This is a genomic window from Sphingopyxis sp. CCNWLW2, from assembly GCF_037095755.1.
GTDB lineage: Bacteria > Pseudomonadota > Alphaproteobacteria > Sphingomonadales > Sphingomonadaceae > Sphingopyxis.
The window spans coordinates 628,653-654,836 of the sequence record NZ_JBAWKJ010000002.1 but is presented as its reverse complement, the minus strand read 5'-3'; the positions used below and the strand labels follow the sequence as shown (position 1 = coordinate 654,836).

The following is a 26,184-nucleotide window of genomic DNA, read 5'->3' as shown; positions in this document are numbered from 1 at the left end:
CTGCGCCGCTGGATCAGGAACTGTCGATCTCATGAAAAATGTCGTGCCTGACCGACAGATAATGGATGACTTGGCGGTATGTCGAGGCAATCAGATCGCGCCAAGCATTTCGGCGATCACCTCCGCAATCTGGTTGGCCAGCAACGGGGGAACGGCATTGCCGACCTGCACATATTGCTGCGTCCGGTTCCCCTCGAAGAAGTAATTGTCGGGAAAGGTCTGCAATCTCGCAGCTTCCCTTACCGTGAGGCTGCGGCATTGCCTGGGATCAGGGTGGATAAAATAATGACCGTCCTTGGAGATATGGCTCGTGACGGTCGTGGATGGCGATCCCCAGCCCTGTACCCGAAAGCGATCAGCGAATTTGCCGCTGTCCCAATTCTTGTGGTTGGGCGCGAGGCCCGCAGGGAATTGATCCGCCTTTGGCGACTGGCCGAAAATTTCGGCAAACGCCGCAGCAAAAGCATATCTTGACAGATCGCTTTCCATATGGCCGCGGCTCGCGTGATTGGGCAGTTCGGTCAAATGATCGTCGCCGATCCATGCGCCGAGCAGATTGTCATCGATTGGGGCAACCCTCGTACTCGAGCGAGGTGGCACGTCATCATCATGGTCAATGACCCTCGCATAGTCGAGCAATTTGGCGGTGACGTCATTCAGCCAAGTGAACTTTTAGTGGAGGTCACTCTCAAGGACTGCAAGTCCGTCAAAGCGCCCAACTAGCAAATGCCGCTCATGCCTTGCTGGTCCTCAAGAGCCGCATAGGTTGATAAAAGCGCGATGGCCTCGGCGAGCTGACACCGTCCCCTATGCATTTTGATCGTATTTGTTTGCCTTCGCCTTCGGAGCCTATCCGAGCTAGTCTCAGCCGTAGACTTGAATATTCCCGGGCCGTATCAATTGATCATGGTTGTGGCGACGAAAACGAACTGCGGTGGCTCCCTAGAGTTGACCGGGCCCAGCGCGGGGCGCTGGGTCCGTTGGCATGCTTTCGCTAACGATGTGAAGGGCTGGGGGAGGCGCCGAGCTATGGTGAGGGCACAGCGCCTCCCCCAGCCTCATAAACCTAGAATAGCGATTCGGGCTAAATACCTACTGACCGGAAAAGCCTTCAATGTCTTCGAAGCGGCGCTCCTCACGCGGATGGTTGCCGAGCAAGCGGGGCTTCACGCCCACGAACTCGTCTGGACCGGCGGCGACGTGCATCTCTACCTGAACCACGCCGAGCTGGTCGAACAACAGCTGTCGCGCGTTCCGGATGGCGCGCCCAAGCTCCGCATCCTTCGGCAGCCTTCGAGCATTTTCGACTATCGGTTCGAGGATTTCGCGGTCGAGGATTATGCGCCGCAAGCGCATATTTCCGCGCCCGTCGCGGTCTGATGGCCGCCGTTGCATTCGTATGGCGACCGTAATAATATGTCGCCACGTTGAAATATAACTAGGCGCCGATTCGCGCCTTCAAAGGGAAGAAGATATGCCTGAGACGCCTCAGCGCCCGGCGAGCAATTTGCCGCCGCTGTCGCTTCATATCCCCGAACCGCGCTATCGCCCCGGCGATACCCCGGACTTTGGCGATATCGAAGTTCCCGCGGTCGAAGCGACCCCGCGCCCGAGCGAAGCGACCAAGCCCGATGCGATGCGCGAGCTGAGCTATGGCCTCGTCCGCGTCCTCGATTTCGACGGGCAGGCGAAGGGGCAGTGGGATCCGAAGCTGTCGCCCGAGCGGCTGCGCACGATGCTGCGCTACATGATGCTCACCCGCGCTTTCGACGACCGCATGTTCCGTGCGCAGCGGCAGGGCAAGACCAGCTTCTATATGAAGTGTACCGGCGAAGAAGCGACCTCGGTCGCCTCGACGATGGCGATCGATCGCGGCGACATGTGTTTCCCCAGCTATCGCCAGCAGGGCATTCTGATCGCGCGCGACTATCCGCTGATCCAGATGATGAACCAGATCTACTCGAACCGCGGCGATCACCTGATGGGACGCCAGCTGCCGATCATGTACTCGGCGCCCGAGCATGGTTTCTTCAGCGTGTCGGGCAACCTCGCGACGCAATATCCGCAGGCGGTGGGCTGGGCGATGGCCTCGGCGTCGAAAGGCGACAGCCGCATCGCGACCGTCTGGTGCGGCGAGGGCTCGTCGGCCGAGGGCGATTTCCACTCGGCGTTGACCTTTGCGACCGTTTATAACGCCCCGGTCATCTTCAACGTCGTGAACAATCAGTGGGCGATCTCCAGCTTCTCGGGCTTCGCCGGCGGCGAGCGCACGACCTTCGCGGCACGCGCGGTGGGTTATGGCATCGCGGGGCTGCGCATCGACGGCAATGATCCGCTCGCGGTTTATGCCGCGACGCAGTGGGCCGCGGATCGTGCGCGGACGAACAACGGCCCGACTTTGATCGAGCATTTCACCTATCGGAGCGAAGGCCACAGCACCTCGGACGATCCGAGCGCCTATCGCGCCGCCGACGAGGCGACCGCCTGGCCGCTCGGCGATCCGATCGCGCGGCTGCGCCAGCATCTCGAGGCGCTCGGCGAATGGGATGCCGAACGCCACGAGGCGCAGGCGAGGGAACTCGACGACCTGGTCAAGACGACCCAGAAACAGTCGGAAAAGCTCGGCATCCTCGGCCACGGCATGCACCAGCCGTTCGAGACGATGTTCGACGATGTGTTCGAGGAGCTGCCCTGGCACCTCAAGGAACAATGCGCACAGATGCTCGCCGAGCAAGAGGCCAAGTTCGGCCCCAACTGGAAGCCCGAATGATGAGCGCCGAGACCCAAACCGCCACCAAGACCATGAACATGATCGAGGCGATCAACAGCGCCATGGACGTCATGCTCGAACGCGACCCGAACATGGTCGTGATGGGCGAGGACGTCGGCTTCTTCGGCGGCGTGTTCCGCGCGACCGCGGGCCTGCAGAAGAAACATGGCAAGACCCGCGTGTTCGACACGCCGATCAACGAATGCGGCATCATCGGCGTCGCGGTCGGCATGGGCGCTTATGGGCTGCGCCCGGTCCCCGAAATCCAGTTCGCCGACTATATCTACCCGGGGCTCGACCAGCTCGTCAGCGAAGCGGCGCGCTTGCGTTATCGTTCGGCGGCCGACTTCATCTGTCCGATGACGGTGCGTACTCCTTTTGGGGGAGGCATCTTCGGCGGCCAGACCCACAGCCAGTCGCCCGAAAGCATCATGACGCACATCTGCGGTGTGAAGACGGTGATCCCGTCGAACCCCTATGACGCCAAGGGCCTGCTGATCGCGGCGATCGAGGACAACGACCCCGTCGTTTTCCTCGAACCCAAGCGTATCTACAACGGCCCGTTCAGCGGCTATTACGACCGTCCGGTCGAACCCTGGTCGAAGCATGACGCGAGCGCGGTGCCCGAAGATTATTATCGTATCGAACTCGGCAAGGCCGCGACGGTGCGCGCTGGCGAGGCGCTTACCATCCTCGTCTATGGCACGATGGTCCATGTGACCAAGACGATCGTCGAGGAAATGGGCATCGACGCCGAAATCATCGACCTGCGCACCTTGCTGCCGCTCGATATCGACGCGATCGAAACCTCGGTGAAGAAAACCGGCCGCTGCCTGATCATCCACGAAGCGACGCGCACCTCGGGCTTCGGCGCCGAACTTGCCGCGTTGGTGCAGGAACGCTGCTTCTATCACCTCGAGGCGCCGGTCGAACGCGTCACCGGCTTCGACACGCCTTATCCGCATAGCCTCGAATGGGCCTATTTCCCCGGCCCGGTGCGCATCGCGACCGCGCTGACCAAGATTTTGAAGGACTGACGCCATGGCCCGTTATTCATTCCGTCTGCCCGACATCGGCGAAGGCATCGCCGAGGCCGAAATCGTCGCCTGGCACGTCAAGATCGGCGAGCGCGTCGAGGAAGACGCGCAGCTCGCCGATATGATGACCGACAAGGCGACCGTCGAAATGGAATCGCCCGTTTCGGGGATCGTCGTCGAACTGGCGGGCGAGGTCGGCGACCTGATCCCGATCGGCTCGACGCTCGCGGTGATCGAAACCGACGACGATGGCGATGTCGAGGCGCCGCCTGCGGACACGCCGGTCGAGAAGCAGATCGAAGCCGAGACGCCGGGGGCCGAAGAGGTTTCGGTCGCCGAGGTTTCTGCGCCTGCGCCCGTCGCAGCTCCGGCCCCGGCCCCGGTCCCGGCACCCGCGCCGGTCGTGACCGCAGACCACAGCCGCGCCGTGCTGGCGTCGCCCGCCGTTCGCGCCCGCGCCAAGGACCTCGGCGTCGATCTTGGCCAGGTTCAGGCCGAAGGCGACCGCATTCGTCACGCCGATCTCGACGCCTTCCTCCGCTACAGCGGCGGGCAGGGCTATCATGCCCCCGGCGCCAGCCGCGCCCGCACCGATGAACCGATCAAGGTCATCGGCATGCGCCGCAAGATCGCCGAGAATATGGCGGCGTCGAAGCGCGCGATCCCGCATTTCACCTATGTCGAGGAAATGGACGTCACCGCGCTCGAAGAGATGCGCGCCGACCTCAACGCCAACCGCGGCGGCCGTCCGAAGCTGACGATGCTGCCCTTCCTGATCGTCGCGATCTGCCGCACGATCCCGCAGTTCCCCATGATCAACGCGCGCTACGATGACGAAGGCGGCGTGGTGACGCGTTACGGCGCGGTGCATCTCGGCATGGCGACGCAGACCGACGCCGGGCTGATGGTTCCCGTCATCCGCGATGCGCAGGACAAAAATGTCTGGCAGCTCGCGAGCGAGATCACCCGCCTTGCCGAAGCCGCACGCACCGGCAAGGCAAAGGTCGAGGAACTGACCGGCGGCACGCTGACCGTCACCTCCTTGGGCCCGCTCGGCGGCATCGCGACGACCCCGGTGATCAACCGGCCCGAAGTCGCGATCATCGGCCCGAACAAGATCGTCGAACGCCCGGTCTTCGACGGCGACGAAATCCGCCGCGCGAAGCTGATGAACCTGTCGATCAGCTGCGACCACCGTGTCGTCGATGGCTGGGATGCCGCAAGCTATGTGCAGGCGCTCAAGAAGTTGATCGAGACGCCCGTCCTGCTGTTCGCAGACTGATCGCGAAGCGATGACAACGAAACAATCCGGGGCGGTGGACATCGCCCCGGATTGCTTCGTTCCTCCCGCGGTCGGTCTATAGCCCCAGCCCCGCGAAACTCGTCTGGTCGAACTTCAGCTTGAAGGTCACATAGGCGCCCGAGCGCGAGAAACGCGTGTCTTCGAAATCGCGGTCGTGGAAGCCCGTGAAATTATAGCCGAAGGTGATGTTCGCATTTTTCATCGGCGCCAGCGTCACCGTCGGGCCGCCCGCCCAGCTGACGGTATCGGCATCGGTCCCGACGCGTACGGTTCCCGACGCACCCACACCGACATCTTCGCCAAGGTTGAAGCGGAAGTCGGCACCGATCAGGTTCGACCAGCCCTTCACATCATCGACGCCGAAGCGGTCGAAATTATAGCGCGTGCCCCAGAAGAAACCGATTTCGGCGCGCTCGTACCACATGCGGTCATTGTCGCGCCGGTCGCCGCGATCGCCGAGCGGGGTCCAGTTGACCGACAGGCTGTTGAGCAGGCGGCGGCTCGTCGCGTCGCCATCGATCGTCAGGGTGCCGCCAATCGGCCCGGCCTGACCCGCGACCGCGTCGCGGACCTTATCCGAACGGAATTCGCTCTTGTTGAGCCACGCAATCCGCGAATCGGCGGGGCGATGCGCCCAGCTCATTTCGAACTGGATCACTTCGGTCGTCGGGGTCGGACCGCTGCCGCTCGCCTTGGCGTAGGTAAAGAGCGCACCCAGCGCGCGGCCTTCGCCGAGCTGGCGGAGCCCGCCGAGCGTCAGGCCGTAACGATTGGCGATCTCGCCATCGCGATATTCGGCGCGGCCGGTCAGCGTCCAGCGATCGGCGCGATAGGTCGCGCCGGTGCTGATCGCGAGAAAATCCTCGGTGAGTGTGCCATTGCCGCCAAGGAACCCGCCCGATGCGACGGGATGGTCGACATTGAGCACGTCCTTGGCGCGGATGCCGCTGATCGTGCGGTTGCCGTCAACCGACAGGTCGACCGACCAGCGCTCGCCAAGCTTCAGCGACTGCGACAGGCCATAAGCGGCAAAGCTGCGCGGACCATATTCGCCAATTTCTTGGCTGTTCGCGGTCGCGAGCAGGCGCCCGCCGGACCAAGGCGTCAGGTCGAAACCGACCCGCGCGGTGCGCGCCTTGATCGTGTCCCCGTCGGCGATCTCGTAGCTGCCGACGAGGTTGACGTCGCGATTGATCGCGTAGCGCGCGCCCACGCGATGCCTCGTCGGGAAATCGATGCTCGCGTCTTTGCCGCCGAGGGCAAATTCGGTCTGTGCGTCGAGTTCGAGGCGTTTGCCCATCAATCGCTGCGTCGCGCCGAGCTGGACGATGTTCGACCGATTGCGCGTGCCGTCGGTCAAACGGTCGTCGGCGTGCGTCAATCCGGCGCGCGCGACGCTGGTGCCATTGTCATATTCGACGAGCGCTCGGGCGGCGCGACGACGCGCGCTCGTTTCGAGATAATCCTCCTGCCATGCGCTGCCGGTGACCGACAACGTTTGGCTGACTTTTACGCGCGCGTCGAAGCCGAATTTGCGCGTGCCGTTCTCGCTGCTGTTGAGCTGACCGGTGCCGAAACCGGTCTCGCGCTCACGGACGTAAGCGAGGAAATCGGCGTTGCTGCTGTGATGCTCGGCCTCGATCAGCCACGCCTTCGCGGTGCCATTGGCGGCGGCGCTGCCATTGGTTGCCTTGGCATCGCTGACCGCGAGTTCGGCGCGGACTTCTGTTTCGATCGTCGGGCGATAACGCGCGTCCACACCGCCGAGGTTGGTCTTGGCGTTGCCATCTTCGTCGTGGATGAAGGTCGCACCGACGCGCAGCTTCTCGTCATTCGACTGATAGCTGACGCGGCCGCCGGCGTTGAGCACGCGCTGGCCGACGCCATCGACTTCATATTCGGCGACGATGAATTGCGGGTCGAGGTCCGACGAACGGCTAAGCACGGGTTCGCGAAAGCGAAGCGTGCCCGACAGATAGTCGATGTCATAATCGACATGGCGCGTCAGGCTGATCGTCTCGACAATGCGTTCGCTGTGCAGCCGGTCGCGCGTTTCGATGACAATCCGCTCGCTGTTTGGCAGGATATCCTTGGCGCCGAGCTGGTACGGGCCCGTCAGGCCATTGCCCTGAATCTCGTCGCGGCGGAAACGGTACGGCGTGTCGGCGACGAAGGCGGTCGCGGCGACGTTGCGGCCCCGATATTCGGCTTTGCCGCCGTTCAGCGCGCGCTGGTAGCGGGCGAGTTCGGGTTCCGAAATCCCCGTCTCGATATCGCCGAACATCGCGTAGAATTGCGGGCGCTCGAGGCGCAGGTAGAGCTTGCGCACCGAGGCGGCGTCGTAGCGCGTCTCGTTGCGGTCGGCGTAGATGGTGTAATAGGCGCGCGGATCGATCACGCCGCCGAACCGGGCGTCATCCTTGTCCTTGTCGCTGTCATACGCCAGCGTCATCAGCCACTTTCCGCGGACGCGGCCTTTTGCGTACAGCGCGAGACGAGCATCGGCGTTGAGATCGTCGAGCGTCTCTGCCATCGGCTCCATCCGGTCATCGAGCGTGTTGTAACCGAGCGTACCCGCGGCAAAGCCGACGACGGTCCACGGGCGATCGCCCGGATCGAGCCAGGTTTCGATCGTCTGCTTGCGTGTCACCTTGTCGTCGCGGAAGGTGAAATCCATCGCGAGCGTTCCCGATGCAGTCGTCGGTTCGAGTTCGATAGTGGCGATGCCGTCGTCGCCATCGATCTTCCACACCGGTTGTGCGCGCTCAAGGCCGGCGAGCTGGCGCGCCTGCTGCGCATCGGCTTCGACCGCGGGATAATAGGGCGCGGGGACGCTGAAATCGCCCGTCAGGCCGGCGCGGATCGGCTTGCCGTTGCGGTCGATCAGGCGCACCGCGATCACCGGGCGCGTTACACCGTCGGCGACCAGCACCGACTTTTCGCGGATCAGCGACGCGCGCATCGGGGTGATCGAATAATGGACGCCGCGTTCGAGCGTTTCGATCGTGACCCCGTTCGCATCCCTCACCTCGGCGACGAGGCGGTTTTCGCCTTCGCGGATTTCGAGCCCGCGCCACAGGCTGATCGCGATGCTGCCGTCGGCCGACTTGCTCACGCCCTCGAACGTCAGCGCGTCGGCAGGCTTGCCGTTGATGTGGAGCGACACCGTTTGCCCCGGGGCGTGCTTGATCGCCGCGCGGATCGCCTTGGCGCGCGGATTGTGGTCTGCGTCGGGGAAAAGCCAGCCGATGCCTGGTGCCTGACCCGCGAGCCAGTCGCGGCCCGCGCCGGCGGCTTCGGGATCGCTCAGCACCTTGGGCGCTTCGATGGCGACATGGTTCGGCGCGGCGCGCGGCGTGCTGGCGACGGCGCGGAAGTCGGCGCGCTTCAGGGCGCCGCCGCGGCCTTCGACGAAGCGCGAGATCGGGCTGCCCGCGCTCTGCGTCGAGCGCGCGCAGTCGATCGCCTCGCGGTCGAGCGGGAGCGTCGACGGATCGATCTGGACGACATGCAGGCCGGGGCGCACGCCTTCGAAATGATAGCGGCCGTCCGCGTCGGTGACGGTATAGCTGCCGTCCTGAAGCATCACGCGCACACCCATGATCCCGCCCGCCTTGCCCGGATCGACACGGCAGCCGCCGTCGGTGATGCGGCCGATGATCGTCATCCGGTCGCCGAGCTGGTCGCGTTTGATCGATATCGTCGCTTCGGCGATGTTGCTCGTCGATCCGCGGTTGTCGGTTGCGGTGGCGCGGTTGAGCGCATTGCCCGGCTGCGCCGACACGATGACTTCGGCCAGATAGGTGAGCAGCGTCGAGCGCGATGCCGCAATGCCGGGCAGCGTAACCGCGAACTCGCGGCCGTTCGCCGCGACGTTGGCTGTGACGCGGACACCATCGGCGCGAACGGTATCGGCGCGCAGGCGCATTCCCGCGGGCAGCATGTCGCGCACGGTCACCGCGCCGGTGCTGCGGCGCGCGTCGCGGTTCGCGACCTCGATGCGATACTGGATCACGTCGCCGGGCACCGCGACCTGCGTCGAGGTCGTCTTACGCAGGATCAGCGGCAGTCCGGGCTGGTCGACCGGAATGTCGACGCGCACCGGCGCCGGACTATTCAGCGTGAACACATTGCCATAGCTCGCACCTGTGATCGTGAACGGCTGGCCGTCGTCGGGACGCCGCAGACCGGCGAGGTCGGCGGGGCTCGACCGCGACGGCGCGGTGTAGGGCACGGGCGGCGCGACGATCAGACGGTAGGTGCCCGGCGCGACAAAGGGAAAGCGATAGTCGCCCGGCGGGAAATTATACGTCGTGCCGCCCGCGTCGGTGACGCTCTGGCCGGTGACCACGCTCGACGGATAGGCCGAGACGCCATCGTCGCCGAACACTTGCGCGGGCTGGCCGGTCACGGCGTCGACGAGCGTCAGACGGCTTCCCGCGACGGGGGCGCCGTCGCCGCTGTCGAACACGATGCCGAAGGGATCGACGAGGAAGTTGATCGTCGCCAGTGCGACGAGACTGGCATTCGCCTGATCGGTAACGCGGAGCGCCAACGGCGCGCCGGGGTTAACCGACAGGCGGCAATCGCCCTGAACCACCGCGGGCGGAACGCCGACCGTGTTGATGAAACCGACGAATTCGCCGCTGTTGTTGGCGGTCTCGGTCAGGACGATCTGCTCGCGATCGCCATTCTCGAGATCGAGGGCAACGGGCAGGGTGTCGCGCTGCTGCGGATCGGCATTGGCCGACGCGAGTGTGACACCGACGACCAGCACTTCGCCGGCGCGGAAATTGTCGGTGCTTTGCAGCGCGGCGGGTGCGGTCGATATGCCTTCATAGACGCCGCCAAGCGGGATGGTGCTGCTGGCGCCGCGCGCCGCCGCGTTGCGCGCGCCCGCACGGCTGCACTGGGTCGGGGCCAACTGCACCGATTTGGTGCCGCTGCCGCTCGTCAGGCGATATGTCGCAATCGCCGGCGGTGGCGCCGGACGCGGCGTGACCGTCACATCGACGCGGTTCGACAGCGCCTGTCCAGGCTGCCCGTCGTGCGTCCACTGCGCCGAAGCGGTGTTGGAAATGACCTGCGCGCGCGCCGCCGGGATCGCGGGCAGCAGCGCTGCCGCGACCAAGGCGGTCACAAGGCCGAAATATTTTGTTCCGAGTGCCATAAGCCCCGAAGGGGGCAGCGGAGCCCGGCTTTCGCCAGTGCCTCCGCTGTCCCGTCCGTTACCCGATCAGTTGACCGTCGCGCGGAAGACGAGCGTGCGCGTGGCGCCCGCGGCAACGGTCGCGATGGTCCCCGAAACGTTCGGTGCGGCATAGCTGCCGCCCGCAGCGCCATCGGCGTTGCAGGTTCCCGCGGTGACCGTGCCGTTCAGCAGGATCGTGCCTGCGCTGAACGTCAACTGGCCGGGGACCGGATCGTTGATGAGGACCGACGTCGCGTCGGCGCTGCCGGTGTTGGCGACCGCGATGCAATATTCGACGACCGCACCCGGGATCAGCTTCGGATTCGTCGTGTTGTTGAACGGATCCGAAATGACGCGGCTGGTCTTGGTGACCCCCAGCGTCGCAGTGACCACGGTATAGTCGTCGTTGTCGCTATGCGATGCGTCGCGCGCCGCGTCGCCCGTGACCCCGGCGATGTCGGCAAAGACCGTATCCTTGCCCGCGGTGTTTGCGCCGGTAGTTTCGGTGATCGCCGCACCCTGGGTGCCGGCAAGCCCGCCCTCGCGCGCGGTCGCTCGCAACGTCACCCCGGCGACCGCATTGTTCGTGAGCCCCGCCGGAATGTCGGAGACGACGAACAGGCGAATCGCCGTGTCGGTGACGATCTCGTCGATATAGGCGGTGACGAGCGCATCGCCGACATCCCAGCTGCCGATCGTACCCGTCGACGTATTGTCGCGGTAAATCCGGACGTTATTGGCGTTGAACGTGTCGGTTCCACCATGCGCGGCGGTCCCGCCGACGATCTGCGACGCGACGAGTGCGAAGTCGAGTATTTCGTTCGAGCTGTTGGTCAGCTGGAACGTCGTGACGGCATTCGTCTGTCCGGGCACGACATTGGTCGTGGCCGTGCCGACTTCTTCGACGAGCAGGTTGATCTTGCGGTCGACGGTGAAATTGTTCGACGCGCTTTGCTGAGTTTGGCTGACGCCTCCGACCTGAAAATCGACGGTGGCGGTATTGGTGATCGTGGTGCCCGCGGTCGTTCCGGCGGCAAACGCCGGCGTGGCGGCGGCGCTCGAAAGCGCCGCCAGACCGATGGCACCCATATAAGTCAGCTTGCTGGTCATAGCTGAGCTCCTGGGCTTTATGTTGGTTGCCGTTTCCCCACCGCTGGCAACCATTAAGCGGTTTGTTTTATTTGTTTATTTGACAATCCCCCGAAACATGAGCTTGCCCGTCCCACCGACCGGAATCGGCTTCTGGAAGGCCCAGCGGACGTGGGTGACGTCGGCCGGCTGTGCCGCACGGCGCGCGCCGTCGGACATCGTTATGCTGAGGTCGGAAAGCAGTCCCCACTGCTTGCCGCCATCGACCGAGACGAACGGCCGCGTGTCGCCGGCGTCCGCAAAGCGGACCGCCGATGGCATCGGATTGGTGATCACGAACTTGTCGGCGGGCTGCGCGCCGGCGTTGCGATAGTTGAGCACGAAGACCAACCGGTCGCCGGGAACGACGACCTTCGATTCTTCGAGCAGGATCCTCTGCTTGCCCTGCGCGTCGGTCGATACGCGTTCGACGAACACGGCATTGTCGAGCGCGACCTGATTCGCGGCGAGCGCTTGGCCGGGCATCAGCGCGGCAAACAAAAGGAAAAGGACGGTGCGCATACGCATCTCCATCAATCGATCGTGGTACGGAAGGTGACGGTGCGGGTCTGGCCGCCGGCGACGGTGCCGAGTGCGACGTTGATCCGCGTGCCGTTATAATCGCCCGCATCGGCGTCGGCCGCGTCGGACAGCCCGCTGCCGCCGAGGGTGATCGAGCCGGTCACATAGCTGGTGTCCGCGGGTATATTGTCGGTGATCGCAAGCCCGCTGACCGAACCGCTGCCCGCGACCGTGGCGACGATCGTATAGGTGATCGTCGCGCCCGGGACCGGGTCGGTCGTGCCGAGCGAATTGGTCACGACTGCCGATTTGACCAATGTGACGGTCGCGGCCGACACGATGAATGCGCCCGCATCCTGCCCGTCGGCGCCGGTCGAGCCGACCACGGCGTTGCCGCCGCCTTCGCCCTGGCCGGCAAAGCTGTCCCCGGGGTCGCCGGTGCCCGTCTTCGCCGCGGCAACCAGGCTGACGATGCCGCGATTGCCGTCGACCACGGTGCCCGGCGTCGTCGCGAGGACGAAGACGGTGATGCTCTGGTCGGGACCCAGCGACGGATCATTCGCGCCCGGCGTATAGAGTGTGTCGGTGCTGGCGTCGAAAAGGCCGTCGCCGTTATCGAGATAGATTTGCGTGACGGCAGGGTCGTAATTGTCGCCGCCGGCGTTCGCGATCGTCGTCAGTCCGAACGCTTCGAGGCCGTTGCCATTGTTGGTGACCGAAAAGGTCAGCAGTTGCCCCGTCGCGCCCGGCGTCGTCGGAACGTCGGCGGGATTGCTCGAATCGACCGTGACGTCGAGCAGTTCGTCGACGAGCAGGTCGACGCGGTTCGAATCGACCGTCGTCGTGCCGCCCCCCGTATCGAAGCTCGCGCTCGCGGTATTGCTGATGGTGGAGCCGGCGCGTGTGCCGGCGGCCTCGGCCTGCACCGGCAACGCGAGCGCTGCCAGCAAGGCAATGAGTGAACAAGAGGGAAGAAGCCGATGCTTCGCGCCCCCCACAGGCGCTATCATCATCACTTTGACTCCGAATAGGTTGGTCCTTGGAGCCTTCAGTCGCCGATAAAGGGTAATTTCTGGTTAAAAAGCAGGTAGAAAGACGCATTTTGCTCCAAATGGGGACAGGGAAGGGGGCTGGTTCGTCGCAAAATGGGGCGACTGGCGCGACACGCCAAGCGCGCGTAAGATGAGGCAAATAATGAGGAGAGCAGGGGTGGCGGAGGACCGGGGCAGCAAGGATGGGCGTCCGCCGCGCATCAATCCGCTGCACCAGATCGAGATCGACGATTTCCGCCGCGACCGGCTGCTCGCCGCGCTCGCGCTCCTTTTTGGCGCCAGCTTTTGTCTCGGGCTGCCTTTCGCATTGCAGGCGGGCGCCGAATTCTTCCTGCCGCTGACCGCCGCGATCGTCATCGCGATCGCGCTCGTCCCGCTGCTCGAATGGCTCGAACGGCGCGGCCTGCCGTCGGCGCTCGCGGCTTTCTTCGCGCTTGCTGTCTTTCTGGCGATTATCAACGCGGCGCTCGCGATCATCGTCGTACCCGCCACCGGCTGGTTTGCGCGCATTCCTGAATCGATCCCGCGCATTCAGAGCAATCTGGCACCGCTGATCGATTTCTATTCGACGCTGCAACGCTTCGTCGATCGCACGCTGATGTCGGTCGCCAGCGGGACCGAAGCGACGGCGCAGGCGGTGGCCGCGACGGCGCCGACGTCGGTCGTCGACTATTTCATTTCGTCGGCGCCCTCGGCCGCGATCCAGCTCTTTTTCGCGGTGCTCGTGATCTTCTTCTTCCTGTCGGGCTGGACGCGGCTGCGCAAAGGCACGATTCGCAGGCGCGGCAGCTTCGATGGCGCGATGCAGACGGCGCGGGTGATCCAGAATGTCGTCGATGCCACCGCCGACTATCTGGCGACGATCACGATGATCAACGCGATTCTGGGGCTAACCGTTTCCCTGCTACTCTGGGCGCTGGGGATGCCGTCGCCCTTCATGTGGGGCGGGATCGTCAGCATCTGCAATTTCGTGCCTTATCTGGGGCCGATCGTCGCCGCGGTGCTGCTCGGGCTTGGCGGGTTGATGACCTTCGACGCCGTCGGGCTCGCGCTATTGCCCGCGCTGATCTTCATCGGCGTTCATCTGGTCGAGGCGAATCTGATCACCCCGCTGGTGCTCGGCAAGCGGCTGACGATCAACCCGCTGCTGATTCTCGTGTCGCTCAGCTTCTGGGGATGGGTGTGGGGCACGCCGGGTGCGTTGCTGGCGGTGCCGTTGCTGCTGATCCTGCAGACGGTGCTCGCATCGACGGGGACCCCCGATTTGGCGGGTTTCCTGTTCGAACATGGCACTTTGACGACGACCGACGATGTGCGCGATCGATTAAATCGCACGCATGACGAAAGCGACGGTTGACAGGTCGGGGCGAGGGCCATATTGGCGCGGCTCCCAAGCACACGCGGGTGTAGCTCAGTTGGTTAGAGTGCCGGCCTGTCACGCCGGAGGTCGCGGGTTCGAGCCCCGTCACTCGCGCCATTCCTTCCATTTTCGGACGGAATGGCCACCGCGTCTTGGGACCATTCCATCATAGGAAATAGGGAAAAATGGCGCGACGTTTCAGTCGCGCCATTTCCCCAATTCCATCCAGCGCAGCAGCGGCTTCAGCGGCAGGATCCAGACGATCCCTGCGGTGAGGTAGAAGACTGCCTGCACCAGCACCGGCCATGTACCGACCCAAGGCGACAGGCTGACGACGATCCCCGTCCACCCCGCGATCAGTGCGAGGATCAGGAACATGCCCGCGGGCTTGCGCCAGCTCGGCTGGGGCCCGGGTGGTATTTGGCTCACAAACGGTCTCCACAAAGGATGAATTCTTGTTCGGTCAGGATCGCGTCGAGCGCGATGTCGGTCGATTCGCGCGGGGTGGCGTCGATTTCCTGCACAGACCAGCCGATTCCGATCCGCAAGGCATCGGGATGCGCGGCGAAATAGCGGTCATAATGCCCGCCACCCTGGCCGATCCGGCCGCCCTGGCGATCAAACCCGACGAGCGGACAGAAGATGAGGTCGGGTGTGGCCAAAGAAGCGTCGTCCGCAGGCTGGCGCGTGCCCCAAGGCCCCTTCATCAGCGGCTCATTGGGTTGCCAAAGGCGAAAGGTCATTTCGGCGATCCGCCCGGCATGGTGGGGCAGGGCGAGCGCGCCCGCTTCCGCCACGCTGGCGAATATCGGCATGATATCGGGCTCGTCGCCCGACGCGGCATAGGCGCCAACGACGGCGTGATCGGCGAGAAGATCGGACAGCGGCGCGGGCAGCGCGCGAAACGCCGCGAGCTGCGCCATCCCGTCGAGATTCGCCGCGAAATGCTTGCGGCGAAAACGCAGCTTTTCGCGCAGTTTCTGTTTTTGCTGGACCAGATTGGCGGACAAGTCGGTCATCGCCTCCTCTGGGACTTGCTGGGTGGTTGGCGGGACCGCCGAGGTCGTTTGCTGGAAAGTCCTCTGACGCCAGTAACGTCAGGTGGGGACCATGTACGTCGGACCAGGGTCCGGGCAGGGACAGCCCCCTAGGATGATGTATCGCCTCAGGGATTTTCGCAAAAGCTCGTGCCGGGCAGTGCCCGCCGCCCCCTATGTAGGAGCGCGGGCCCGCTTGCTCAAGGGGTTTGGCTTGAGCGCGCGGCGCGCGCGCTTAGGGGAGTTGCTCGACTTTCGCGGCCAGCGCTTCGATCCGGTCGGCGATTTGGAGCAATGCCCGGTTGTTCGACGGGTTGGTCGGCGCCGGCGCGGCCGGGACAGTCTGCCGCGCTGCTTCCAGCTCCTTGAACGCCGCCTGCTCGCGCGCAACCGCCGCGCGAAGTTCCTCACGCGCAGCCGCTTCGCGGCTTTCGGCGAGCGCCACCGCGGCACGAAGCGAATCGGACTGCGGTTCGGACTTTTCGATCTTGCCCTTCGCATCCTGTGCATCGTCGGCCAGCATCAGCGCCGCGAAAAGGAGCTGGCGAACCTCCGTCCCACCCGGCATCGCGCGCGCTTTTTCGTCGACGACGGCGGCAAGCTGAAGAAGCTGCGATTCCTGCCCGTCCTCGCAATGGAGGTCGTAGGGGCGTCCCGCGATCGTGAGTTTGACGTCAGCCACGGTCGGCCTCCGCGATCAGCCGGTCGAGCTCGCCGATGACGGCGGCGACCTCGGCCTTCAGCGCCGATTGGTCGGCGGACGGTGCGGCAGCGGCCGATTCGGGCCGGTTCGCTCGGTCGGCGAGCGCCTTTTCGATCCGGCTCAATGCGCGTTCGATACGGCCGATGGCCAGGCTGGATTCGTCGAGATCGAGTTCCATGACGAAGGGTTAGCAGTGCCGGGGAGGCCGTGCAATTGCCCTGTCGGTCGAAAATGCGCCGATTTTCCGTCACGGGCGGTTGACTCCTGCCCCCGCCGCCGCAAAGGGCTGTCCGCATCAAACCGGACGTAGCGTCCGGTGCCAGCCCAGCCATTTTCCGGGGGACCAATGACACTGTCCGAACGTCAGCTCGCCAACGCAATCCGCGCGCTTGCGATGGATGCCGTACAGGCCGCAAACAGCGGTCATCCGGGGATGCCGATGGGCATGGCCGACGTCGCCACCGTCCTTTATTCGGACTATCTGAAGTTCGATCCGGCCGACCCCAAATGGGCCGACCGCGACCGATTCGTTCTGTCGGCCGGGCACGGCTCGATGCTTGCCTATGCGACGCTGCATCTCGCCGGCTATGCGCGCCCGACCATCGGCGACATCCGCAATTTCCGTCAGCTCCACAGCCCTTGCGCGGGGCATCCCGAGAATTTCGAGCTTGCCGGCGTTGAAACGACCACCGGGCCGCTCGGGCAGGGACTCGCGACCTCGGTCGGCATGGCGATCGCCGAGCGGCATCTGAACGCACTCTATGGCGATGACCTCGTCGACCACCGCACCTGGGTGATCGCGGGCGACGGCTGCCTGATGGAAGGCATCAACCACGAAGCGATCGGGCTTGCCGGCCATCTCGGCCTCGGCCGCCTGACGGTGCTGTGGGACGATAACAAGATCACTATCGACGGGTCGACCGACCTGTCGACCAGCGAGGACATTCCGGCGCGCTATGCGGCGACCGGCTGGCATGTCGAAAGCTGCGACGGCCACGATCCCGCCGACATCCGCCGCGCGATCGACGCCGCGCTCGCCGATCCGCGCCCGTCGCTGATCGCGTGCCGCACGATCATCGGTTTCGGCGCCCCCAACAAGCAGGGCACCTCGGCAACGCACGGCGCCCCGCTCGGCGCCGACGAGATCGCCGCGGCGCGCAAGGAACTCGGCTGGACCGCCGAACCGTTCGTCATTCCCGCCGATATCGCTTCGGCGTGGGCGGCGTTTGGCGAGAAGGGCAAGACGCTTCATGCTACATGGAATGATCGCGTTGCAAGCAACGAAAAGAAAAAGGAATTTGAAGATCGTCTGAGCGGCAAGATCGTTCTGGGCGACGCGTTCAAAGCCTATCTCGACGGCCTCGTTGCCGAACCGCCGAAGGTCGCGACGCGCAAGGCGTCGGAGAACACGCTCGGCGCGCTGACCGCCGATATCGCATCGCTCGTCGGCGGCAGCGCCGACCTGACCGGTTCGAACAACACCAAAACATCGTCGACCAAGCCGCTGACAAAGGACGATTATTCGGGTCGTTATATCTATTATGGCATCCGCGAATTCGGCATGGCGGCGGCGATGAACGGCATGGCGCTGCACGGCGGCGTCGTTCCTTATGGCGGCACCTTCCTCGTGTTCGCCGACTATTGCCGCGCCGCGATCCGCCTGTCGGCGCTCCAGCAGCAGCGCGTCGTCTATGTGATGACGCACGACAGCATCGGGCTTGGCGAAGACGGCCCGACACACCAGCCGATCGAGCATCTCCAGTCGCTTCGCGCGATGCCGAACCTGCTCGTCCTCCGCCCCGCCGACGCGGTCGAAACCGCCGAATGCTGGGCGCTGGCGCTGGCACAGGAAAGCCGGCCGTCGCTGCTCGCGCTGACCCGCCAGAACCTCCCGCCGCTGCGTCATGACGTCAGCGAAAATCTTTGTCTCAAAGGCGGTTACCGCCTTCGCGATGCTGCTGCGGCGCGCAAGGTCGTGCTCGTCGCAACCGGCTCCGAAGTATCGCTGGCAATCGAAGTCGCCGATAAGCTCGAGGCCGCCGGCCACGGCGCCGACGTCGTCTCGATGGTCTCGACCGAACTCTTCGACGAGCAGAGTGCCGCCTATCAGGCCGATACCCTGCCTGACGACGCGCTGATCGTGTCGATCGAGGCGGGCACGACCTTCGGCTGGGAACGCTATACCGGCCGTCACGGCCTGCGCTTCGGCATCGACAGCTTCGGCGCCTCGGCACCGATTGAAGACCTATTCAAGCATTTCGGCCTTACCGCCGATGCTATTACCCCCCAGATCCTGGCACGGCTCGGCAACTAAGAAAGCCGGTTCTCCCACACGCAGAAAGGTTATTTCGACATGGCAGTGAAAGTCGCAATCAACGGTTTCGGACGCATCGGCCGCAATGTAGCTCGCGCGATTCTGGAGCGGACCGACCACGATCTCGAACTCGTGTCGATCAATGACTTGGGCGATGCCAAGGCCAATGCCCGCCTGCTTCGTCATGACTCGGTCCATGGCGCCTTCAACGGCAGCGTCGAAATCGACGGCAGCGATCTGATCGTCAACGGCAAGCGTATCCAGGTCACCGCCGAGCGCGACCCCGCGGCGCTGCCGCATGCCGCAAACGGCATCGACATCGTGATGGAATGCACCGGCTTCTTCACCAACAAGGCCGGCGGCCAGAAGCATCTCGACGCCGGTGCCAAGCGCGTATTGATCTCGGCCCCCGCCAAGGAAGTCGACCTGACCGTCGTTTACGGCGTCAACGACGACAAGATCACCGCCGATCACCTGATCATCTCGAACGCGTCCTGCACCACCAACTGCCTCGCGCCCTTTGCCAAGGTACTGCACGAGGCGATCGGGATCGAGCGCGGTCTGATGACCACGATCCACGCCTATACCAATGACCAGAAGATCCTCGACCAGATCCACGACGACCCGCGCCGCGCCCGCGCCGCCGCGATGTCGATGATCCCGACCTCGACCGGCGCCGCGGTTGCCGTCGGCCTGGTCCTGCCCGAACTCAAGGGCAAGCTCGACGGTTCGTCGATCCGCGTTCCGACCCCGAATGTCTCGGTCGTCGACCTGACCTTCACGCCGCTGCGTGAAACCACCAAGGAAGAGGTCAACGCGGTGCTCAAGGCTGCGGCCGAAGGCCCGCTGAAGGGCGTGCTCGGCTTTACCGAGGAGCCGCTGGTTTCGATCGATTTCAACCACGATGCGCACAGCTCGACGATCGACAGCCTCGAAACCGCGGTGATCGACGGCAAGCTGGTGCGCGTGCTCAGCTGGTACGACAATGAATGGGGCTTCTCGAACCGCATGATCGACACCGCAGGTGTGGTCGCCAAGTTCCTCTGATCCAAAAGGAAACGTCGATGACCGCTTTCAAGACCCTCGACGATATCGGTGACGTCACCGGCAAGCGCGTGCTCGTGCGCGTCGACCTGAACGTCCCGCTGTTCGAAGGCGCGGTCAGCGACGCGACCCGAATCCAGGCGGCAATGCCGACGATCCGCGAACTGTCGGACAAGGGCGCGATCGTCCTGCTTCTCGCGCACTTCGGGCGGCCGAAGGGCGCGAAGAACCCGACCCAGTCGCTGTCGCTCGTTATGGGCGGTGTCGAAGATGTCCTCGGCCATTCGGTGATGTTCATCCCCGAAGCCGTGGGCGAGGGCGCGAAGGCGGGCATCGCGGTGCTCGCCGCGGGCGACGTCGCGGTGCTCGAAAACACGCGCTTTTACCCCGGCGAGGAAAAGAACGATCCGGCCTTTGCCGACGCGCTGGCCGAGATTGGCGATATTTACGTCAACGACGCCTTTTCGGCCGCACACCGCGCGCATGGCTCGACCGAAGGTATCGCGCGGCGGCTGCCCGCCTATGCGGGGCGCGCGATGGAAGCCGAACTCAAGGCGCTCGACGCCGCACTCGGCAACCCCGAGCATCCGGTCGCCGCGGTCGTCGGCGGCGCCAAGGTGTCGTCGAAGATCGACGTGCTGCGCAACCTCGTCAGCAAGGTCGATCATCTGATCATCGGCGGCGGCATGGCGAATACCTTCCTTGCCGCACGCGGGGTCGATGTCGGCAAGTCACTGTGCGAGCATGACCTCGTCGATACCGCCAATGCGATCTTCGACGCGGCCGATGCTGCGGGCTGCACGATCCATCTGCCCTATGACGTCGTGGTGTCGAAGGAGTTCGCCCCGAATCCGCCGACGCGCACGGTCAACGTCCACGAGGTTGCCGCCGACGAGATGATCCTCGACGTCGGCCCGGCTGCGGTCGAGGCGTTGGCGGACGTGCTCAAAAACTGCCGCACGCTCGTGTGGAACGGCCCGCTCGGCGCGTTCGAGACGCCGCCGTTCGACACCGCGACCGTCGCGCTCGCGAAGACCGCTGCCGCGCTGACCCGCGAAGGCTCGCTGATTTCGGTCGCGGGCGGCGGCGATACCGTCGCCGCGCTCAACCATGCCGGCGTGGCCGGCGACTTCACCTTCGTTTCGACCGCCGGCGGCGCCTTCCTCGAATGGATGGAAGGCAAGCCGTTGCCGGGCGTCGACGCGCTGAAGGCATAGACTTCCCCGTCGCATTGCATCGCGCCCAAGGGGCAGCTATGCGCAGCGCCACATACGTATGCAAACAACCGGAGATCCTATGACCACCGCCAATGCCGCCATGCTCGACCAGATCAAATCGGGGCAGGGCTTCATCGCCGCACTCGACCAGAGCGGCGGTTCGACGCCCAAGGCATTGAAGGGCTATGGCATCGAAGCCGACGCCTTCTCGAACGACGAGGAAATGTTCGGCCTGATCCACGACATGCGCAGCCGCATCGTCACCGCGCCCTGCTTCAACGGCGAGAAGGTGATCGGCGCGATCCTGTTCGAGCGCACGATGGACGGCGAAGCGGGCGGCAAGCCGGTTCCGGCGCTGCTCTGGGAGCGCGGCGTGGTGCCGTTCCTGAAGGTCGACAAGGGGCTCGAAGACGAAGCCGACGGTGTCCAGCTGATGAAGGCCAACCCGGGTCTCGATGCGCTTTGCGAGCGTGCGGTCGCGAAGGGCGTATTCGGCACCAAGATGCGCAGCGTCGTCAATCTCGCCAATCCGGTCGGCATCAAGGCGATTGTCGAGCAGCAGTTCGCCGAAGCCGCGCGCATCGCGGCGCACGGCCTCGTCCCGATCATCGAGCCTGAAGTGAACATCAAGAGCGCCGAACGCGACGCTGCCGATCGCCTGCTGCTAAAGGAAACGCTCGCGGCACTCGACGCCTGGACCGGCGCGCCGGTGATGCTCAAGCTGTCGCTGCCGACCGAGGCCGGCCTGTTCCAGCCGCTCGTTGATCATCCGAAGGTGCTGCGCGTCGTCGCGCTGTCGGGCGGCTTCGCCCGCCCCGAAGCGTGCGTCGAGCTGGCGAAAAATCCTGGCATCATCGCGAGCTTCAGCCGCGCGCTGCTCGAGGATTTGCGCCATCAGATGAGCGACGAGGAATTCAACGCGTCACTCGGCGGCGCGATCAAGGAAATTCACGCGGCCTCCGTGGCCTGATCAGCGGTGGCCGCGGCGCTTTCGCCCCGGCTGCGGGAAATCGTCGATGCCTTGCCGCTTGCGCCGGGGCTTCGCGTGATCGAGATCGGCTGCGGCCCCGGTGCCGCGGCCCGCGCCGTCGCCGCCCGGATCGGCGACGGCCATATCCTCGCAATCGACCGGTCGCCGACAGCGATCGCACAAGCCGTATCGCTTTCGGCAACCGAGATGGCGGGCGGCCGACTGGCCTATCGTGCCATTTCCATTGAGGATTTCGAGCTACCGCCGGGCGAGCGGCGTTTCGACATGGCCTTTGCCGTTCGCGTCGGCGCACTCGATGGGCGCCACCCCGCGGCAGGCGTCAAGGCGCTTGCCCGGCTGCGCGCGGCGCTGAAACCTGGCGGGCGGTTGTTCATCGATGGCGGCAATCCGCTGCGCGAGATCGATCCGGGAGAAGATGCATGACCGAAGCGCAATGGAAGGCCGTCGACAGCTATATCGCGGAGAAACTTCTCGGCGGCGACGAACCGCTGGCTGCGGCACTTGCGAACAATGCCGAGCAAGGTCTGCCGCTGATCGACGTGTCGGCGGCGCAGGGCAAGATGCTCTTTCTGCTGGCGCAGATGGCGGGTGCGAAACGCATCCTCGAAGTCGGAACGCTCGGCGGTTATTCGACGATCTGGCTTGCCCGCGCGCTGCCTAATGGCGGCGAGCTGGTGACGCTGGAACTCGAAGGCGATCACGCGAAGGTCGCTCGTCAGAATCTGGAACGCGCCGGGGTGTCGGACAAGGTCGATATCCGCGTCGGCCCGGCGGCGGAGAGCCTTGCGGCGATGACCGGCGAAGGGCCGTTCGATTTTGTCTTCATCGATGCCGACAAGCAGAGCAACGCGCTCTATGTCGCCGAAGCGATCCGGCTCGGGCGCCCGGGCACCACGATCATCGTCGACAATGTCGTCCGCGAAGGCGGGGTGCTGGAGTCGGACAGCGACGACGAGCGGATCATCGGCACCCGCGCGCTGTTTGACATGCTCGCCGCCGACCCCCGCCTCGATGCGACCGCGATCCAGACCGTCGGCGCGAAAAAATGGGACGGGTTCGTGCTGGCGCGAGTGCTTTAGAGGCCGCCCGCGAAGCGGAGCGAGAAGCGATAGTCGCCCGGTCTGATCGCCCTGTCGGTGCGCTTTTCGGGGCGGACCGATTCGAGCGTGAACTGACCGTCGGCAATATGGGTCGGTTCGCCCAGTGTCGCCTCGAACGGCTGTTTCTCACCATTGCCGCGGATCCAGACCATCTTCACCCGCACGCGGCCCGCCCAGACGCAGAGTGCGTTCATCGGGCAGCGGCTGTCCTCCAGCACCTCGATCGGCTGGACGATCGGGCCGTCGACATAGGCCTTCTGACCAAGCGCGACGTCGCTCCCATCGGGCAGCGGCGCGCCGCGCGTCGTGGCGCAGGCGGAAAGGGCGAGCGCGGCGGGGAGAGCGAGGATCGCGAGGCGGTGTAAGTTCTGCATTTGCCCGTCTGTTACCTCGCCGCTATGAACGCGCCATGAAAGCACCAACCTGCCAACTTTACCTCATTTCGCCGCTAGATGTCGGCGGCGATTTTCCCGATCGGTTAACCGAAGCGTTGGGCGCCGGACCCGTCGCAGCGTTCCAGTTTCGCGTCAAGGACATCGACCAGCACGAGGCGGCGCGGCTCGCCGAACCGTTGCAGGCGATCTGCGCCGCGCACGACGTGGCGTTTATCGTCAACGACGATGTAGCGCTCGCGAAGCGGCTGGATGCCGATGGCGTGCATCTGGGGCAGGATGACGGCGACCCGCGCGAGGCGCGCCAGCTACTCGGTCCGCAGGCGCAGATCGGTGTCACCTGTCATGCGAGCCGCCATCTGGCGATGGAAGCGGGCGAGGCGGGAGCCGATTATGTCGCTTTCGGCGCATTTTTCCCGACGACCACCAAGATGGTCGAGCATCACGCCGACCCCGAGATTCTCGAATGGTGGCAGGGCATGTTCGAATTGCCCTGCGTCGCGATCGGTGGGATCACGGTCGACAATGCGCCGGTGCTGATCGACGCCGGCGCCGATTTCCTTGCGGTATCGGGTGGTGTCTGGGCGTATCCCGAAGGCCCGGGAGCGGCGGTGCGGGCGTTCGGTGCGCTCCTCGAAAATCAGCCCGCCGGGTAATCGCGCCCCGGAGTCTTCGGGCTGTCCTTGGACGCAGGCGGCGCCGCCGCGTCCTTGCGCCAGCCAAAAAGGCCGGCGCAGGGAGCCCCGCGCGACGAAGTTGCTGCGTTGCCGCGTGGGGGCGGCGGGGTAAGGCCCGAAAGATCGATACTCATCATGGCCGCCGATATGGCAGGGGCGGGGCGCTTCATATTGGATCGATGCGTCAAAAGAATATCGGTCCGTCGCTTTTGGCGTTTCGGTCCAACTGACCTCGATTCGTGGCTTTTTGCTTGCGCTGGGCGCGGTGCCCCGCAAGACAGCGGACGGGGAGATTATTGATGACCGAAATAACCACGCCGACCTCGCGCGGGCGCGAACTCACGATCCGCGCGATCCTGCTCGGCGGCCTGCTGACTTTGGCGTTCACGGCGGCGAACGTGTATCTGGGGCTGAAAGTCGGGCTGACCTTCGCGACGTCGATCCCCGCGGCGGTGATCTCGATGGCGCTGCTGCGCTATATGGCCGGATCGACGATTCTTGAGAATAATATCGTCCAGACGATCGCAAGCGCCGCGGGAACGCTGGCTGCGATCATCTTCGTGCTGCCGGGGCTCGTCATGGTCGGATATTGGCAGGGCTTCCCGCTGCTCGAAACCACCGCGATCACGATGTTCGGCGGCATATTGGGCGTGCTGTTTTCGGTGCCGTTGCGCCGCGCGCTGGTCGTCGATTCGGATCTTCCCTATCCCGAAGGTCGCGCCGCCGCCGAAGTTCTGCAGGTTGGCGCTGCGAGTGCCGAGGGCGCCGAGGAGAATCGCGCCGGACTTTCGGCCTTGATGTGGAATAGCATCGTCGCGGCGGGATTCACGCTGCTCACCCAGATGAAGCTCGCGGGCGCCGAAGTCGCGCGCTGGTTTGCGGTCGGCAGCGGCGCAACCGGCGTCGCGGGCGGGCTTGCCTTTGCGCTGTTCGGCGTCGGCCATCTCGTCGGCCTGTCGGTCGGCATGGCGCAACTCGTCGGGCTGGTCACCGGCTGGTGGGTGCTGCTGCCGATCCTCACGCAGGGCGGCGCGGGCGATCCCGAGACCCTGGCAAACACCGTGTTCCGCGCCGACGTGCGCTTTTTCGGCGCGGGCGTGATCGCGGTCGCCGCGATCTGGACGCTCGTCAAGATCGCGGGGCCTGTGCTCGGCGGAATCCGTTCGGCGATGGCGGCGAGCCGCGCGCGGCAGGGCGGGACGGCGCTCGCCATCGAAGAACAGGATATGTCGATCAACTGGGTGTTCGGCGGCTCGCTCGCGCTGATGCTGCCGATCGGCTGGCTGCTCTGGTCCGAACTCGCGAGTGGGCCGCTCGCGGGCGCGTCGTTCGCGCTGATCGCGGGCGCGATCCTGTTCATCATCATCGTCGGACTGATGATCGCTTCGGTTACCGGTTATATGGCGGGCCTGATCGGCGCGTCGAACTCGCCGGTGTCGGGGATCGGCATCCTTGCGATCATCGCATCGTCGCTGCTCCTTCTCGGCCTGCTCGGCCGCGGCGGGGGCGAGGCCGAAGTGAATGCGATGGTCGCCTATGCATTGATCGTCACCGGGCTCGTCTTCGGCATCGCGACGATCTCGAACGACAATCTCCAGGATCTCAAGACCGGCCAGCTCGTCGGTGCGACGCCGTGGAAACAGCAGGTCGCGCTGATCATCGGCGTGATCTTCGGCTCGCTCGTCGTCCCGCCGGTGCTCAACGTGCTCAACGAGACGCTGGGCTTCGTCGGCGCACCGGGGGCAGGGCCGAATGCGCTTGCGGCGCCGCAGGCGGGGCTGATCTCGTCGCTGGCGCAGGGGGTGCTCGGCGGCAACCTGAACTGGACGATGCTGGGCTATGGTGCGCTCGCGGGCGTCGGCTTCATCATCGTCGATGCGCTGCTCGGCCGCGCGGGTAAGCTGCGCCTCCCGCCGCTCGCGATCGGTATCGGCATCTACCTCCCGATGGCGGTGATCCTGCCCGTCGTGATCGGTGCGGTCGGCGGCTGGCTCTACGATCGCTGGGCGGCGAAGCGCCCGAACGCGAGCTTTGCGCACCGCATGGGGGTGCTGACGGCAACGGGCATGATCGTCGGCGAAAGCCTGTTCGGGGTGCTCTATGCGGGGATTGTTGCGGGCAGCGGCAGCGATGCGCCGCTGGCGGTCGTCGGCGAGGGCTATGCGCCCTTCGCGCCATGGGTTGGCCTGCTACTGTTCGTCGGGCTTGTCTGGCTCAGCTACAAGCGCACGCGCGCGATGGTCGTCGCGACGCCCTGACGCGGCGACTTGCCCTTCGGCGCTGGCGCGGCTAAAGGCGCGCACCTGATAGCTGTGCCCGGCGGGCGCCGCTTTGCTCTTTCCATCC

At 64.9% G+C, this 26,184-nt stretch carries 22 protein-coding genes, 1 tRNA gene and 1 pseudogene; 14 read left to right on the top strand and 10 right to left on the bottom strand.

All coding sequences use genetic code 11. From position 1 onward, the window contains the following. Positions 1–90: 90 nt before the first annotated feature. Positions 91–639 carry a DNA cytosine methyltransferase gene (locus V8J55_RS14255; RefSeq protein ID WP_336446273.1) on the bottom strand — a complete coding sequence of 183 codons (549 nt, stop codon included), beginning with the start codon at positions 637–639 and terminating at the stop codon, positions 91–93. Positions 640–1,092: 453 nt separating this feature from the next. Here V8J55_RS14255 and V8J55_RS21690 point away from each other — a divergent pair. From V8J55_RS21690 to V8J55_RS14235, 4 genes and pseudogenes are all read left to right on the top strand, one after another. Then, positions 1,093–1,380: pseudogene (locus tag V8J55_RS21690) on the top strand (thymidylate synthase); the annotation flags it as partial. 94 nt (positions 1,381–1,474) lie between these two features. Continuing rightward, positions 1,475–2,770 carry a 3-methyl-2-oxobutanoate dehydrogenase (2-methylpropanoyl-transferring) subunit alpha gene (locus tag V8J55_RS14245; protein ID WP_336446272.1) on the top strand — a complete coding sequence of 432 codons (1,296 nt, stop codon included), beginning with the start codon at positions 1,475–1,477 and terminating at the stop codon, positions 2,768–2,770. A 32-nt stretch (positions 2,771–2,802) separates the two neighbouring features. Beyond that, positions 2,803–3,807, top strand: a complete 1,005-nt coding sequence (locus V8J55_RS14240) for an alpha-ketoacid dehydrogenase subunit beta (protein ID WP_058538219.1) — start codon at positions 2,803–2,805, stop codon at positions 3,805–3,807. A gap of 4 nt (positions 3,808–3,811) precedes the next feature. Beyond that, on the top strand, positions 3,812–5,089 hold the full coding sequence (locus V8J55_RS14235) for a dihydrolipoamide acetyltransferase family protein (protein WP_336446271.1): 1,278 nt from the start codon (positions 3,812–3,814) through the stop codon (positions 5,087–5,089). A gap of 76 nt (positions 5,090–5,165) precedes the next feature. Here the strand turns inward: V8J55_RS14235 and V8J55_RS14230 are convergent, their stop codons facing one another. The 4 genes from V8J55_RS14230 to V8J55_RS14215 form a co-directional block, all read right to left on the bottom strand. After that, complete coding sequence (locus tag V8J55_RS14230) at positions 5,166–10,280, bottom strand: hypothetical protein (RefSeq protein ID WP_336446270.1); 5,115 nt, start codon at positions 10,278–10,280, stop codon at positions 5,166–5,168. Positions 10,281–10,346: 66 nt separating this feature from the next. Beyond that, a complete protein-coding gene (locus V8J55_RS14225; RefSeq protein WP_336446269.1) occupies positions 10,347–11,411 on the bottom strand; it encodes a hypothetical protein in 1,065 nt (354 codons plus the stop codon). Between the two features lie 75 nt (positions 11,412–11,486). Beyond that, positions 11,487–11,951: a hypothetical protein gene (locus V8J55_RS14220; RefSeq protein ID WP_336446268.1), complete on the bottom strand. Its 465-nt coding sequence runs from the start codon at positions 11,949–11,951 to the stop codon at positions 11,487–11,489. Between the two features lie 11 nt (positions 11,952–11,962). Beyond that, complete coding sequence (locus tag V8J55_RS14215) at positions 11,963–12,964, bottom strand: hypothetical protein (protein WP_336446267.1); 1,002 nt, start codon at positions 12,962–12,964, stop codon at positions 11,963–11,965. A 181-nt stretch (positions 12,965–13,145) separates the two neighbouring features. Here V8J55_RS14215 and V8J55_RS14210 point away from each other — a divergent pair, with 181 nt between their 5' ends. Both V8J55_RS14210 and V8J55_RS14205 read left to right on the top strand, forming a co-directional pair. After that, entirely contained in the window at positions 13,146–14,360 is a 1,215-nt protein-coding gene (locus V8J55_RS14210) for an AI-2E family transporter (protein WP_443030826.1), read from the top strand. Positions 14,361–14,403: 43 nt separating this feature from the next. Further along, positions 14,404–14,480, top strand: a tRNA-Asp gene (locus tag V8J55_RS14205). Between the two features lie 81 nt (positions 14,481–14,561). Here V8J55_RS14205 and V8J55_RS14200 read toward each other — a convergent pair. The 4 genes from V8J55_RS14200 to V8J55_RS14185 all read right to left on the bottom strand — a co-directional run bounded on the left by V8J55_RS14200 (position 14,562) and on the right by V8J55_RS14185 (position 16,281). Then, positions 14,562–14,792: a DUF2842 domain-containing protein gene (locus V8J55_RS14200; RefSeq protein WP_336446266.1), complete on the bottom strand. Its 231-nt coding sequence runs from the start codon at positions 14,790–14,792 to the stop codon at positions 14,562–14,564. Next, positions 14,789–15,382, bottom strand: a complete 594-nt coding sequence (locus V8J55_RS14195; RefSeq protein ID WP_336446265.1) for a 5-formyltetrahydrofolate cyclo-ligase — start codon at positions 15,380–15,382, stop codon at positions 14,789–14,791. The genes V8J55_RS14200 and V8J55_RS14195 overlap by 4 nt, the downstream gene beginning before the upstream one ends. 253 nt (positions 15,383–15,635) lie before the next feature. After that, a complete protein-coding gene (locus V8J55_RS14190) occupies positions 15,636–16,082 on the bottom strand; it encodes a cell division protein ZapA (protein WP_336446264.1) in 447 nt (148 codons plus the stop codon). Next, positions 16,075–16,281, bottom strand: a complete 207-nt coding sequence (locus V8J55_RS14185; RefSeq protein ID WP_336446263.1) for a hypothetical protein — start codon at positions 16,279–16,281, stop codon at positions 16,075–16,077. The genes V8J55_RS14190 and V8J55_RS14185 overlap by 8 nt, the downstream gene beginning before the upstream one ends. A gap of 168 nt (positions 16,282–16,449) precedes the next feature. On the opposite strand from V8J55_RS14185, the gene tkt reads away from it, so the two are divergent. The 6 genes from tkt to V8J55_RS14155 all read left to right on the top strand — a co-directional run bounded on the left by tkt (position 16,450) and on the right by V8J55_RS14155 (position 22,748). Beyond that, entirely contained in the window at positions 16,450–18,417 is a 1,968-nt protein-coding gene (gene tkt / locus V8J55_RS14180; RefSeq protein ID WP_336446262.1) for a transketolase, read from the top strand. Positions 18,418–18,456: 39 nt separating this feature from the next. After that, the gene (gene gap / locus V8J55_RS14175) at positions 18,457–19,464 is read left to right on the top strand and encodes a type I glyceraldehyde-3-phosphate dehydrogenase (protein ID WP_137887969.1); all 1,008 of its coding nucleotides are present in this window, start codon (positions 18,457–18,459) and stop codon (positions 19,462–19,464) included. Between the two features lie 17 nt (positions 19,465–19,481). After that, entirely contained in the window at positions 19,482–20,678 is a 1,197-nt protein-coding gene (locus V8J55_RS14170; protein WP_336446261.1) for a phosphoglycerate kinase, read from the top strand. 100 nt (positions 20,679–20,778) lie between these two features. Further along, positions 20,779–21,648 carry a fructose bisphosphate aldolase gene (locus V8J55_RS14165; RefSeq protein ID WP_443030832.1) on the top strand — a complete coding sequence of 290 codons (870 nt, stop codon included), beginning with the start codon at positions 20,779–20,781 and terminating at the stop codon, positions 21,646–21,648. 6 nt (positions 21,649–21,654) lie between these two features. Further along, positions 21,655–22,092 carry an SAM-dependent methyltransferase gene (locus tag V8J55_RS14160; protein ID WP_336446259.1) on the top strand — a complete coding sequence of 146 codons (438 nt, stop codon included), beginning with the start codon at positions 21,655–21,657 and terminating at the stop codon, positions 22,090–22,092. Beyond that, entirely contained in the window at positions 22,089–22,748 is a 660-nt protein-coding gene (locus tag V8J55_RS14155; protein ID WP_336446258.1) for an O-methyltransferase, read from the top strand. The genes V8J55_RS14160 and V8J55_RS14155 overlap by 4 nt, the downstream gene beginning before the upstream one ends. Here V8J55_RS14155 and V8J55_RS14150 read toward each other — a convergent pair. Beyond that, entirely contained in the window at positions 22,745–23,143 is a 399-nt protein-coding gene (locus V8J55_RS14150; RefSeq protein ID WP_336446257.1) for a hypothetical protein, read from the bottom strand. The genes V8J55_RS14155 and V8J55_RS14150 overlap by 4 nt on opposite strands. Before the next feature lie 35 nt (positions 23,144–23,178). Between V8J55_RS14150 and thiE the strand changes: the two genes are divergently transcribed. Beyond that, positions 23,179–23,817 carry a thiamine phosphate synthase gene (thiE, locus tag V8J55_RS14145; protein WP_336446256.1) on the top strand — a complete coding sequence of 213 codons (639 nt, stop codon included), beginning with the start codon at positions 23,179–23,181 and terminating at the stop codon, positions 23,815–23,817. Positions 23,818–24,137: 320 nt separating this feature from the next. Next, entirely contained in the window at positions 24,138–26,096 is a 1,959-nt protein-coding gene (locus tag V8J55_RS14140) for an OPT family oligopeptide transporter (RefSeq protein ID WP_336446255.1), read from the top strand. Positions 26,097–26,184 lie beyond the last annotated feature (88 nt).